The sequence below is a fragment of the Pedobacter suwonensis genome (assembly GCF_007833675.1).
In the GTDB taxonomy this organism is placed as follows: Bacteria; Bacteroidota; Bacteroidia; order Sphingobacteriales; family Sphingobacteriaceae; genus Pedobacter; species Pedobacter suwonensis.
On the sequence record NZ_CP031708.1, the window covers coordinates 388,702 to 402,125 of the forward strand.

General features: G+C 40.0%; 13 protein-coding genes. 6 read left to right on the forward strand and 7 right to left on the reverse strand.

The genetic code is table 11. The annotated features are described in order from the left end of the window. Positions 1 to 9: 9 nt before the first annotated feature. A complete protein-coding gene (locus tag DV942_RS01515; protein ID WP_145854685.1) occupies positions 10 to 1,023 on the forward strand; it encodes a zinc-binding alcohol dehydrogenase family protein in 1,014 nt (337 codons plus the stop codon). Positions 1,024 to 1,088: 65 nt separating this feature from the next. Here the strand turns inward: DV942_RS01515 and DV942_RS01520 are convergent, their stop codons facing one another. Together DV942_RS01520 and DV942_RS01525 are read right to left on the reverse strand one after the other, a co-directional pair. Further along, complete coding sequence (locus DV942_RS01520; RefSeq protein WP_145854687.1) at positions 1,089 to 1,478, reverse strand: response regulator transcription factor; 390 nt, start codon at positions 1,476 to 1,478, stop codon at positions 1,089 to 1,091. A gap of 42 nt (positions 1,479 to 1,520) precedes the next feature. Continuing rightward, the gene (locus DV942_RS01525) at positions 1,521 to 2,285 is read right to left on the reverse strand and encodes a DeoR/GlpR family DNA-binding transcription regulator (RefSeq protein WP_090979524.1); all 765 of its coding nucleotides are present in this window, start codon (positions 2,283 to 2,285) and stop codon (positions 1,521 to 1,523) included. A gap of 161 nt (positions 2,286 to 2,446) precedes the next feature. Between DV942_RS01525 and DV942_RS01530 the strand changes: the two genes are divergently transcribed. The 5 genes from DV942_RS01530 (at position 2,447) to DV942_RS01550 (ending at position 8,815) form a co-directional block, all read left to right on the forward strand. Further along, positions 2,447 to 4,015: a glycerol-3-phosphate dehydrogenase/oxidase gene (locus DV942_RS01530; protein ID WP_145854689.1), complete on the forward strand. Its 1,569-nt coding sequence runs from the start codon at positions 2,447 to 2,449 to the stop codon at positions 4,013 to 4,015. 34 nt (positions 4,016 to 4,049) lie between these two features. Continuing rightward, complete coding sequence (glpK, locus tag DV942_RS01535) at positions 4,050 to 5,543, forward strand: glycerol kinase GlpK (protein WP_145861539.1); 1,494 nt, start codon at positions 4,050 to 4,052, stop codon at positions 5,541 to 5,543. A 203-nt stretch (positions 5,544 to 5,746) separates the two neighbouring features. After that, on the forward strand, positions 5,747 to 6,490 hold the full coding sequence (locus tag DV942_RS01540; RefSeq protein WP_145854691.1) for an MIP/aquaporin family protein: 744 nt from the start codon (positions 5,747 to 5,749) through the stop codon (positions 6,488 to 6,490). 206 nt (positions 6,491 to 6,696) lie between these two features. Then, positions 6,697 to 7,374: a 3'-5' exonuclease gene (locus tag DV942_RS01545; RefSeq protein WP_186462392.1), complete on the forward strand. Its 678-nt coding sequence runs from the start codon at positions 6,697 to 6,699 to the stop codon at positions 7,372 to 7,374. After that, on the forward strand, positions 7,364 to 8,815 hold the full coding sequence (locus DV942_RS01550; protein WP_145854695.1) for a DUF294 nucleotidyltransferase-like domain-containing protein: 1,452 nt from the start codon (positions 7,364 to 7,366) through the stop codon (positions 8,813 to 8,815). The genes DV942_RS01545 and DV942_RS01550 overlap by 11 nt, the downstream gene beginning before the upstream one ends. A 235-nt stretch (positions 8,816 to 9,050) precedes the next feature. Here DV942_RS01550 and rplT read toward each other — a convergent pair whose 3' ends face one another. The 5 genes from rplT to DV942_RS01575 form a co-directional block, all read right to left on the reverse strand. Then, positions 9,051 to 9,395: a 50S ribosomal protein L20 gene (rplT, locus tag DV942_RS01555; RefSeq protein ID WP_025144714.1), complete on the reverse strand. Its 345-nt coding sequence runs from the start codon at positions 9,393 to 9,395 to the stop codon at positions 9,051 to 9,053. Between the two features lie 73 nt (positions 9,396 to 9,468). Beyond that, complete coding sequence (rpmI, locus tag DV942_RS01560; RefSeq protein WP_010600880.1) at positions 9,469 to 9,669, reverse strand: 50S ribosomal protein L35; 201 nt, start codon at positions 9,667 to 9,669, stop codon at positions 9,469 to 9,471. A gap of 29 nt (positions 9,670 to 9,698) precedes the next feature. Continuing rightward, positions 9,699 to 10,268 (reverse strand): translation initiation factor IF-3, encoded by a 570-nt coding sequence (infC, locus tag DV942_RS01565; protein ID WP_051691975.1) that lies wholly within the window; start codon positions 10,266 to 10,268, stop codon positions 9,699 to 9,701. A gap of 17 nt (positions 10,269 to 10,285) precedes the next feature. After that, positions 10,286 to 12,211 carry a threonine--tRNA ligase gene (gene thrS / locus DV942_RS01570; RefSeq protein WP_145854697.1) on the reverse strand — a complete coding sequence of 642 codons (1,926 nt, stop codon included), beginning with the start codon at positions 12,209 to 12,211 and terminating at the stop codon, positions 10,286 to 10,288. Positions 12,212 to 12,329: 118 nt separating this feature from the next. Next, positions 12,330 to 13,421 carry an acyltransferase family protein gene (locus DV942_RS01575; RefSeq protein WP_342354895.1) on the reverse strand — a complete coding sequence of 364 codons (1,092 nt, stop codon included), beginning with the start codon at positions 13,419 to 13,421 and terminating at the stop codon, positions 12,330 to 12,332. Positions 13,422 to 13,424: the final 3 nt, after the last annotated feature.

Below are 13,424 nucleotides of genomic sequence, written 5' to 3' on the forward strand. Positions count from 1 at the left end.
TCACCAGTAATGAAAGCGATAGGATTTAAAACTTCACTCCCTATAAACGAAAGCGAAAGTTTCATCATGTTTGAAACACCGGTTCCAGAACCAAAAGGGAGAGACTTACTTGTAAAGATAAAAGCCATCAGCGTAAACCCGGTTGATTTTAAAATCCGGCAGAACAGCGCAAAAGACGCTGTATTGGAAACACCCAAGGTAATTGGCTGGGATGCTGTTGGCACGGTTGAAGCCGTTGGTGAGGATGTTACCTTTTTTAAAGCCGGAGATGAGGTATATTATGCCGGAGATTTAACCCGAAGCGGCTCCAATGCCGAATATCAATTGATTGATGAACGCATAACAGGTTTAAAACCCTCATCACTTACCTACGCTGAGACCGCCGCCATGCCATTAACCGCACTTACGGCCTGGGAATCACTTTACGATCGCATCCGTATCGCTGAACCTAAAGATAAAGGAAAAAGCATCCTGATTATTGGTGGTGCAGGGGGCGTTGGCTCTATTGCCATACAATTAGCCAGGAAAATAAGTGGCTTAAAAGTAATTGCCACAGCCTCGAGACCAGAGACAAAAGATTGGTGTAAGGCCATGGGTGCAGATTTGGTAGTAGATCATAAAAACCTGGTTGAAGAAGTACACGCAGCAGGTTTAAAGGAAGTAGATTTTATTCTCGATCTGGTTGACCTGAATAACTATTGGGATACTTTGGTAGAATTGATTAAACCACAAGGCCATATTGTATCAATAACGGGCTCTGCCACACCTGTCGCGCTAAATAAGTTAAAAAACAAAAGTGTTACTTTCTCCTGGGAGCTGATGTACACTCGTTCCATGTACCAGACTGACGATATGGAACAACAGCACCATATTTTAAACGCGTTAGCAAAATTATTAGATGATGGCACCCTTAAAACTACATTAAACCAAACGCTTAAGGGATTTTCAGTAGAAAACTTAAAAGAGGCTCACCGCCTGTTGGAGAGTGGAAAAACCATCGGCAAAGTGGTTATTGAATATTAAAATGCCTGTAAAAAAAAGGAGAGAAACCTGACCAGCTTCTCTCCTTTTTTATATCCTATTCTCAACTAAACTTTAGCCCTGTTCTCTGAACTTCTTTTTAGCTGCGCGTTAATGCGTTCCAACACGTTATAAATATCGAAAGGCTTGCTGATGTAATCATCAGCAAATGCATCAATTGCTTTTTGCTCGCTATTGTTCTGTGCAGACATTACAATAATCGGGATATGTTTGGTGAAAATATCAGTTTTTAAATCTTCACATATCTCTGCTCCGTTTCCATCTGGTAACATTACATCTAATAAGAAAAGATCAGGCATTGCATCCTGGATATTTTTTTTCAGTTCCGCAAAGGACGAAGAAAGCTGTAATTCAAAACCCTCTTCTTTTAACAGGATTTCAATCACGTTTCTGATTTCCTGATCGTCTTCTAAAATGTGTATTCGTTTTTTTTCCATGTTCAAATTATATGTTTGGGATGTCCGTTAGCGTGGAATGCGCTACACGATAGTAACAGTAACACCCAAACCCTCTAAATGTTTTACAATTTGTTCAGAAATTCCTTTATCGGTTATGATATGATCAATTTCTTCCAATCCGCATATCTTTCCAAAACCTCTTTTTCCAAATTTAGTAGAATCAGCGAGTACGATCGTTTTTTGTGATGCACCGATCATTTTGCGATTCAAATGCGCCTCCATCGCATTGGTAGTGGTTACACCAAAATCCAGATCAATGCCATCTACCCCTAAAAAAAGTTTATTAAAATAAAAATCCTGCAAAACCTGCTCCGCATAAGCACCCATAACCGAGGAAGAACTTTTTCTGAGTAAGCCACCCAATTGTATCACTTCAATACCAGGTTCGCGCATTAATTCGAGCGCCACATTTAATGCAGAAGTAACAACTGTTAAATTGGTTGCAGGGGCAATGTTCTTCGCAAAATAAAGCACTGTAGTACCCGAAGCAATCACAATAGAATCGTTATCGTTCAGCAATGCGGCTGCAGCCATTCCAATTTTATTTTTTTCCGCCGATTGTATTTTTTCTTTCTCGTTAACCGGACGGTCGACCGTGTAGGGATTGTTTATCGTGGCACCACCGTGTGTTCTAAACAGCAGGCTCTTGTCTTCCAGTAGTTTTAAGTCCTTTCTTATTGTTACCGAAGACACTTTCAATTCCTTACACAAATCCACAACATTGATGTATTGATCACGTTGCAGGCGACTTAAAATAAACTGATGCCTCTCAGCCAAATTCATCATAGTAAATTAAATTAGCGTGCTGCAAATTAGCAATAAAAACATTCTTTAACATATTTTAGATAAATATTTAATAAATTTTTAACCTGTTTAACATATTATTTCGATTAGGATTCCTTATAATTGCGAATAGTTTCGTTTTGTTATCAATTGTTATCAAACCAATGAAAAGATTGCATGCACATCAACCGGCTGATGATATAAATTGGGATTTTATTATTATTGGTGGCGGTGCAACAGGTTTAGGTACGGCACTAGATGCTGCAAGCCGTGGTTTTAAAACGCTATTGGTAGAACAGGCTGATTTTGCCAAAGGAACATCCAGCAGAAGTACCAAGCTGGTTCACGGAGGTGTCCGCTACCTTGCGCAGGGCGACATTTCTTTGGTTAAACATGCACTGAAAGAACGTGGTCTGTTACAACAAAACGCGCCACACCTTGTCGATAAAGAACAATTTCTGATTCCATGCTATGATTGGTTTTCTGTTATAAAATATTTAACGGGGCTTACCCTTTATGATTGGCTGGCAGGCAAATACAGCTTTGGCAAATCTAAATTTTTATCCGAGAGAGAAACCCTAAATATGATGCCTGGCATTAAGGCACGGGGATTAAAAGGAAGCATCAGGTACTATGACGGCAAGTTTGATGATGCCCGTTTGGCCATTAACATTGCACAAACGGCTATCGAAAAGGGTGCATCATTACTCAGCTACACCAAAGTAACAGCCCTTTTAAAAAGCGGTGATGCGGTTACCGGTATTGCAACAGAAGACACTATAACGGGTTCAACAGCTCAATATAAGGGTAAAGTTGTCATTAATGCAACGGGAGTATTTGTCGATGATATACTGCAAATGAACAATCCTGCTACAAAGAAGATGGTAAGGCCCAGTCAGGGTGTACATGTGGTCCTCAGCAAAACCTTTTTAAATAGTGAATCAGCACTAATGATCCCAAAAACCACTGATGGGCGGGTCTTATTTGCTGTTCCCTGGCATGAGCATTTACTGGTAGGCACTACCGATACGCCGTTAAACGAACATAGTTTAGAACCGAGGGCATTAAAAGAAGAAGTAGATTTTATTATCAGTACGGCAGCAGGCTATTTCAACCGTAAACCCATGGCAAAAGATATCTTAAGCGTATTCTCAGGTTTACGTCCCCTGGCTGCCCCTACCTCTGGTGATCCGAACAGCACAAAGGAAATCAGCAGAGACCATAAACTGATTGTATCCGCAAAGGGATTGATTACGATTACAGGCGGCAAATGGACTACCTACCGCCTAATGGCGGAAGAAACAGTGAATTTAGCTATTGCACATGCGGGTTTAAAACATAAAGCATGTGTAACTCAGAATTTAAATATACACGGGAGTACAGCCAGTTCGGCAAGTGGTCATCTGGCCATATATGGATCAGATCGTAGTAAAATTGAAACCTTGATTAAACAAAACCCGGGCCTTGAAAAACCATTACATCCGTCTTTTCCTTTCATTGAGGCCGAAGTGGTTTGGTCTGCAAGGAACGAAATGGCAGAAACTGTAGAAGATATCTTAAGCAGAAGACTGAGGGTGTTATTTATTGATGCACAGGCTGCTAAAGATATGGCGCCTCGGGTAGCGGCTCTCCTGTGCAAAGAATTAGCTGCAGATGAAAACTGGAAAACCGAGCAAATTAAAACTTTCAATAAATTAGCTGATGGTTACCTTTATGATGATTATATAAAATAACTAAAAGGCAGAAACCGCTAACCAAATTTTAATGATGAGTAAATACGTCTTATCCATCGATCAGGGAACCACAAGTTCGAGGGCTATTATTTTTAATTATAATGGCGAAATTGTTGCCATCGCACAGCGCGAATTTACACAGGTTTATCCTAAGGCAGGCTGGGTAGAGCATGATCCAATGGAAATCTGGTCTACACAATTGGCTGTTGTAACAGAAGTAATTGTTAGAGCAGGCTTAACCGTAGGTGATATTGAAGCTATCGGAATTACCAATCAACGCGAAACCACTGTGGTTTGGGATAAAGAAACCGGAAAACCGGTTTATAACGCAATTGTATGGCAAGACAGGCGTACTGCTGGCTATTGCGATGAAATTAAGGCAAAAGGGCTCGGCGATAAAATACAGCAGAAAACAGGTTTGATCATAGATTCTTATTTCTCTGCCACTAAAGCCCGGTGGATTTTGGAAAATGTTGAAGGCACGCGTGAAAAAGCAGAAGCAGGAAAACTGGCTTTTGGCACCATAGATACCTGGCTGATCTGGAAATTAACAGCAGGTGCAAAACATGTAACTGATGTAACCAACGCCTCCCGAACCATGCTCTATAACATCCATACCTTAAGCTGGGATGAAGAACTGCTCGAGCTTTTCTCTATCCCAAAAGCAATGCTTCCGGAGGTAAAATCATCAAGCGAGGTTTATGGCGAAACAGCGGGAAGAATACTGGCTGCAAAAATCCCGATTGCAGGGATAGCCGGCGATCAGCAATCGGCTTTATTTGGGCAAATGTGTACCGAAATCGGAATGGTAAAAAACACCTACGGCACAGGTTGTTTTATGCTGATGAATATCGGAGAAAAGCCAAAAATTTCCGTCAACAACCTGTTAACCACCGTGGCCTGGCAAATTAATGGTAAAGTAAATTATGCTTTAGAAGGCAGTATTTTTATAGGTGGCGCTGTTGTGCAGTGGTTGCGTGATGAAATGGGACTGATTTCTAAATCGGCTGACGTAGAAACTTTAGCTAAAAAAGTAAATGATACCGATGGCGTTTATGTGGTTCCTGCTTTTGCAGGTTTAGGCGCTCCGCACTGGGATCAACATGCACGCGGCACCATAACCGGATTAACCCGCGGCACGAACAAATCACATATTGCCAGGGCAGCATTAGAAAGTATTGCTTACCAAACGATGGATGTGCTGAAAGCGATGGAAGCAGATGCGGGTGTAAATATTTCAGAGTTAAGAGTGGATGGCGGCGCCACCACCAATGATTTATTGATGCAGTTTCAGGCCGATCTGCTAAACTGTAAGGTAATCAGACCCGATGTAACTGAAGTAACCGCTATTGGCGCTGCCTACCTTGCCGGTTTAGCTACCGGTTTTTGGGAAAGTATCGATCAGATCCGTTCGCAATGGAAGATAAACAAAACTTTCATTGCTGAAGTAGGAATTGATAATACAGAACGAATAAAAGGCTGGAACAGGGCCGTAAAAGCAGCAAGGGTGAGTGCAGAAAGCCAGTAAATGACCATCCTAGGGGCTATAAAATAAATTGCAATTCATTGAGACTGCTTGTAAGAGATTTAAAGCAGGCCATTCGACTAACTCAGGATTGACAATTGATATTTATGCGGGCATCCTTAGCTTGGATTAAACAGATGCCTGCTGCAAATTGCTTTTAATTCTAAACGACCTAATAAATTAATTCAATCGCTTAAAACTTTATAATGAATGTATATCTCTCAGAATTTATAGGTACTGCAATCATGATTCTTTTAGGAAACAGTGTTGTAGCTAATGTAGTGCTTAAAGGCACAAAAGGTAATAACGGCGGGTGGATAGTTATTACAACGGCCTGGGCCCTGGCCGTATTTACAGGGGTTGTTGTTGCAGGTCCTTATAGCGGGGCACATTTAAATCCGGCAGTAACCCTCGCACTTGCCATTGGAAAAGGCTTTAGCTGGGCGCTGGTTCCATTTTATGTTTTAGCCCAGTTGGCCGGAGCCATGACAGGATCGTTTCTGGTTTGGTTGATATATAAAGACCATTTCGATGCTACTGACGATCAGGCTTTAAAGGCCGCACCTTTTGCAACTGCTCCGGCCATCAGAAACAATTCCTCTAATTTGTTATCAGAAATTATCGGAACATTCGTGTTAATATTCGTGATTTTTTATTTTACGGATGCCAGCATGGGCACGAAAGAAACGGTGACCACCCCTATTGGCTTAGGTTCCATCGGTGCAATCCCCGTAGCATTTTTAGTTTGGGTAATTGGTTTGGGATTAGGTGGAACAACTGGCTATGCCATCAATCCGGCGAGAGATTTGGGTCCGCGGATTATTCACTTTCTAATCCCAATGAAAGGAAAAGGAAGCAGCGACTGGGCATATGCCTGGGTACCGATTGTTGGTCCTGCTATAGGTTCGATACTGGCCGCTCTGGCATTTTTGCTCATTAGTAAATCGTGATATCTTCGGAAATACCCTCCGAATGCATTCAAAAAAAGTATTAATATCAACTGAAACGGATAGCGCTGTCTACACAGATTTTGTTTGGCAGAGCTTACTAATTTTGTTATATTTTCTCAAAGCAACACTCAATTTAATTATGCCGCTACCGAATAATACTTATCTTTGAAATAACATCCAGCTACTATTTATCTAACCAATCAGAATTGCAAGCATACTTCCTCGTTGTTGATACCGAAACCTCGGGCCTGCCTAAAAATTGGACTGCCCCCTATTCTAAAGAAAAGAACTGGCCTTATATTGTTCAAATTGCATGGATTATTTATGATCAGGCCTATCAAGAAATTAAGCGTGAGAATCACTATATCAAGAATACCGATTTCAGCATTGACCAGTCAGCACTAAAAATTCATAAAATCACCCCAGAATACCTGCATAAGCATGGAGAAAACAAAGAGCAGGTGATGTTCCAGTTTGCTGACGATATAGAAAAGTACAAACCTTTGGTTATAGGCCACTTTATTGAACTTGATTATCATATGGTAAATGTTGAATTATACCGTCTTGGTAGAGAAAACATATTTAAAAACCTCTCATTTTTCTGTACCATGAAGGCAAGTGCACCTTATATTACCAATACCGTAATCAGTCACTTAAAACTGGATAAATTTTACACCATCTTATTTAATGAGGCGCCCGAAAGCATCCACAACGCTTTATCTGATACACTAAACACTGCAAAGATTTTCTTTCACCTTTTAAAAACAGATAAAATTAACTTACCTTCAATTTACCAACAGGAGCATACCTTTAACATGGAGAAAGAAAAGATAAAAGAATTTTCGTTTAAAAGAATTTTAAAGGACCTTTTTAATGGAAGATAGACTCGCCGATCGAATTTATACTGCCCGTATTGGAGATATTACTTTCAGAAAAATTGTGAGTTGTAGCCCCCACACACCAATTTTTGAAGCTGCGATTAAAATGTCGGAGCAAAAAACCAGCTGTCTTTTTGTTAAAAATGACGAAGGAGATTATTTAGGATTTGTAACTGACATTACTTTGAGAGACAATGTCATCGCCAGGCAATTGAGTGCAGATTTACCTATTGATGAAGTAATGGACACCAATATCATGACCATAACACCAGATGCTTATGTTTATGAGGCCATATTGATGATGTTCAGCAAAAAATCGCGGTATCTATTGGTAAACGATAACGGAAATTTTGTTGGTTTTTTAAGCAGAAACCGACTGTTGAGCGAACAGGCGGAGTCTCCATTGGTTTTTATCCAATCGGTAAAGTCGGCTGTAAATACAAACGATTTAAAACTTAAATGGCAGAAAGTACCGGGCATCGTATCTCAACTGCTTACGCGGGGTGTGCACTCGAAGATTGTAAACGAGGTAGTGACCACCATTGCCGATACCATCTCTTTTAAAATTATTGAAGATGTTATTGCTAAATTAGGTCCACCGCCTGCCAAATTTGTGTTTATGGTTTTGGGCAGTGAGGGTAGAAAAGAACTGAGTTTAAAAACCGATCAGGACAATGCCATTATATATGAAGATACGGCGGAAGAAAACAGAGCGGCCGTACGCTCTTACTTTCTCGATCTGGCAACCCAGGTTTCTGATAAGTTGAACTTTGTGGGCTTTGTATATTGCGACGGCGACTATATGGCCACCAATCCAAACTGGACGCATTCATTATCGCACTGGAAGTATAATTATAAAAACTGGATTGAAGAAGCTCTGCCTGAAACTGCTGTGAAATTTGCTGCATTCTTCGATTGCAGGGCCATCTATGGCGATCTGGCAATCATGGAAAGCCTAAGGTCATTCGTAAATGAAGAGTTGCAAAAACCCATTGAAAAATTCTACGTATACCTGGCTAAAAATGCTTTGCTTTACGAGCCGCCCCTTACCTATTTTAAAAATATCAGAACGCAAAAAATTCACAAAAAAGAGGTATTTGATATTAAAACTGCCATGACCCCCATTGTCGACCTGGCGAGGGTATATGCTTTACAAAACAGGATTTTTCAAAAGGAGAATACCGGCGAACGTTTAAAGGCTTTAAGAGATCTGGGCGTTTTTAGCGAAAAGCAATTTAATGAGCTTTCCCAATCCTATTATTACCTGATGGGATTAAGATTAAAACACCAGGCCAATCTGATCATGAATAATCAGGCAGCGCCAAATAACTTTATTGAAATTGATAGTTTAACTAAAATTGAGAAGGTAACACTGATCGAAATCTTTAAAATCATCCTCAACTTTCAGAGTGGGATTAGAATGAAGTTTACCAATAGCCTCGGTTAGGCCACAGTGCGTAGGGCGTTTGGATACTAAGCGTTTATAGTACGCAACCGTCATCCTGAATAAATTCAGCATCTGTTATCCTATTACCACTTTAATGCAAGATCAGGATATAAATTTACTGTCTAGCTTTCCGCTTGCGCTACAGGTCTGGGTGACGATCCTTTTTTTAAAGAAAAAAGGTCCCGATTTGCATCGGAACCTTTTTAAAATATGAATATCGCTTAGGCGAAAATTTCTATTTTACTGCATCAATTACAGCTTTGAAAGCTTCAGGGTGATTCATTGCTAAATCAGCCAATACTTTACGGTTTAAACCGATTTCTTTTGAAGCTAATTTACCGATTAATTGAGAATAAGAAATACCGTGTTGACGTGCACCAGCATTGATACGTTGGATCCACAATCCGCGGAATTCTCTTTTCTTAACTTTACGGTCACGGTATGCATATTGCAAACCTTTTTCTACTGTGTTTTTAGCAACAGTATAAACCTTACTTCTTGCTCCCCAATAACCTTTGGCTAAATTAAGGATCTTTTTTCTTCTTCTTCTCGAAGCTACTGCGTTTACCGAACGTGGCATGTTGTTGTTGTTTTTTGGTAAGCGGCGTCCTGTTAAGGAACTTTAATGCCTGATACCTGGTGAAATTAATGAATTACTTTCCGATGCAAAGCATACGTTTTACGTTACCTGAATCTGCATCTGTTACAATTCCTGCATTTCCAAGCGCGCGTTTACGTTTAGTACTCATCTTGGTTAAGATGTGACTTTTGTATGCTTTGTTTCTTTTGATTTTACCTGTTCCAGTAAGCGAAAAACGCTTTTTAGCACTGGAATTGGTTTTCATTTTTGGCATAACCTGTTATTTAATTTATAAAATTGTTTTTATTTTTTTGCTACTTTAGGCGCAACGGTCAGGAACATCCGTTTACCTTCCAATTTAGGCAACAGTTCCACTTTTCCTACATCTTCCAAAGCCTGGGCAAATTTTAACAATAAAATTTCTCCTTGTTCTTTGTACACAATTGCCCTGCCTTTAAAATGCACGTAAGCCCTAACTTTTTCACCGTTTTCTAAAAAGCTCACCGCATGTTTTAATTTAAACTGGAAATCGTGGTCGTTGGTATTAGGCCCAAAACGGATCTCCTTAATTACAGTTTGTTTGGCATTAGCTTTAATTTCTTTCTGCTTTTTCTTTTGCTCGTAAACAAACTTACTATAATCAATAATTCTACAAACTGGCGGTACAGCGTTTGGAGAAATCTCTACCAAATCCAATTCCAGTTCATCAGCAAGTGCCAAAGCTTTCGCCAAAGGATAAATCCCCGGTTCAACATTATCGCCAGCTAAACGCACTTCAGGCGATTTTATATACTGATTAATGTTATGCTCTGCTTCTTTTTTCTTAAAAGGTGGACGTGGTCCCCTGTTAAATCCTGGTCTTCCTAATGCCAAATTTGTATTATTTTAATTTAAACTGTTATTTCTTTTCTTAATAAATTGTTGAACTCTTCCAACGTCATTTCGCCTAAATCTCCCTCACCATGTTTACGAACAGAAACTTTTCCTTCTGCCATCTCTTTATCGCCGATAATGAGCATGTATGGGATCTTTTTAACTTCCGCGTCGCGTATTTTGCGACCGATTTTCTCATCACGAAAGTCAATCAGCCCGCGAATATCGGAATTATTTAGTTCATCTAAAACTTTTTTTGCATATTCTTCATATTTTTCTGAAATAGGAAGAATAATAAACTGTTCAGGACTTAACCATAACGGAAAGTTTCCGGCACAATGTTCGATCAAAACAGCAATAAATCGCTCCAGTGAACCGAAAGGCGCACGATGAATCATTACCGGTCTGTGCTTCTGGTTATCACTACCGGTATATTCCAATTCGAAACGTTCAGGTAGATTATAATCGACCTGAATAGTACCCAATTGCCATTTTCTTCCTAAGGCATCCTTCACCATAAAATCGAGCTTAGGACCATAAAAGGCAGCTTCACCATATTCTACAACAGTGTTTAAGCCTTTTTCTGCAGCAGCTTCGATAATGGCCGTCTCTGATAATTTCCAGTTTTCATCAGAGCCGATGTATTTCGATTTGTTTTCAGGATCTCTTAAAGAAACCTGTGCGGTATAGTTTTCAAAACCTAAGGATTTGAACACATAAAGCACTAAATCGATCACTTTTTTAAACTCGTCTTTCACCTGCTCTGGCATACAGAACAAATGCGCATCATCCTGAGTAAAACCACGTACACGGGTTAAACCATGTAACTCACCACTTTGTTCGTAACGGTAAACAGTACCAAACTCTGCAAACCGAACCGGAAGGTCTTTGTAAGAACGTGGTTTGGTTTTGTAAATTTCACAGTGGTGCGGGCAGTTCATCGGTTTCAGGAAGAACTCCTCTCCTTCCTGCGGAGTTTTGATCGGCTGGAAAGAATCTTTACCGTATTTTTCCCAGTGACCAGAAGTTACATATAAGTTTTTATGCCCAATGTGTGGTGTTACTACTTGCTCGTAGCCTGCTTTAGCCTGTGCTTTAGTTAAAAAGTTCACCAAACGTTCGCGTAAAGCAGTTCCTTTAGGCAACCATAGCGGTAAGCCCATACCTACTTTTTCAGAGAAAGCAAAAAGCTCCAGCTCTTTTCCTAATTTACGGTGGTCGCGTTTTTTTGCTTCCTCAATCATTAAAAGATATTCGGTAAGCTCGCTCGCCTTAGGAAAAGTAACTCCATAAATGCGGGTTAACTGTTTTTTAGTTTCATCACCTCTCCAGTAAGCACCAGCCACATTCATCAGTTTCACGGCTTTTACAAAACCAGTATTGGGAATATGTGGGCCACGGCATAAATCGGTAAATGAACCCTGGGTATAAAAAGTAATTTTACCATCTTCCAGGCCATCAATTAAATCCAATTTATACTCATCGCCTTTTTCGGTAAAGTATTTTACCGCATCAGCCTTGCTTACACTTTCGCGCACAAAAGTTTCCTTTTGTTTAGCCAGTTCGATCATTTTGGTTTCAATGGCTTTGAAATCATCCGAAGAAAATTCGCGGTCGCCAAAGTCTACATCATAATAAAAACCGGTTTCAATTGCCGGACCGATACCAAATTTGGTGCCCGGGTAAAGCGCTTCCAGCGCTTCTGCCATTAAGTGTGCAGAAGAATGCCAGAAAGTAGATTTTCCGGCTGCATCATTCCAGGTCAACAGTTTTACTGTAGAATCTGATTCAATCGGCCTGGTTGAATCCCAAACTTCGCCATTAACCTCAGCGGCTAACACGTTACGGGCTAAGCCCTCAGAAATTGATAATGCAATCTGGTGGGCAGAAGTGCCCTTTTCGTACTGACGGACCGAGCCGTCAGGTAAAGTAATGTTAATCATCTACAACTATGATTTAAATTTTAAATAAAAAAGTTTTAAAGATCACTTACAATGTGATTCTATTTTGTGCGAAGATATGGTTTTATTGATCAAAAAGCAAGGTTCAATCCATATCACCTCAGGCTTCACTTACTAATTTACCTTTCAAATATTTACGTAAAGGTGTATCAACAAACCGCATAATGAGGTAAGCTAAAATAACAAGCAGGATTACCGAAACCGGAATCACACCAAAAAGCATCATACCTTTAGGTTTATCCACTGCTACATAGGTAAGATAAACCCATATAAATGGATAATGCGTCATATAAAGCGGATAAGATAGTTCGCCGGATAACCGGCAAATCTTTCTTAAAGCCGGACTCAACGTTGCGCCCGCACCTAGCGAGACCAATAATGGAAAATAGAGCAACACAATTATCGATTCGCTAATCCAATTATAATCATCATTAAAAGGAAATAAAAAAGCTACCAATAATAGTGCAGTAATTCCCAAAAACCCTAATTCGTTTTTAATGATAAGGTTAAACCGGTAAACGAGCATACCGGCTGAAAATGAATACAATACCCTTGCTCCACCGTCCCAGAAATTTTGTCCGCCCCAGCCACCGCTGAGATTTTTAGATTGTACAGCTACGTAACAAAGCACTGCCGCGCCAACCAAAAAAAGAATTATTAATACTTTTTTATTGATTTTATAAAGCAGCAGGATGTAAAATATATTAGCGATGTATTCCCAAAACAGTGACCATGCTGGTGCATTTAAACAAAATAAATTGGTGTAACGCTCTGGCATAATTGGGTATGGGATCAGGAAAGCAGAGGTTAAAAATAACAAAGCTGTTTTACCGAAGCCATAAACAGGGTAAAAATCACTAAAAGGATCAAATAAAAAGGTTAGCAGGCCCAACACGGCACCAACAATAACCAAAGGATGTAAACGGATTAGTCTTAGTTTAAAAAATTGCGTAATACCAATGTGCGCCGCCCGGTTATCGTAGGCGTACGCAATGACAAAGCCCGATAAACAGAAAAAGAAATCAACAGCCAGGTAACCATGACCGATAAAATTTTTGCTATAATCGGTAATGGCAATTTCCATAAAATGGAAAATGACCACTACTATGGCAGCTACGCCTCTCAATCCGTCCAAAATTTCAAAATGTTGTTTGGTGTGGAGCAGCTCTGCCCTGTTTTCTGTTATAATCACTTG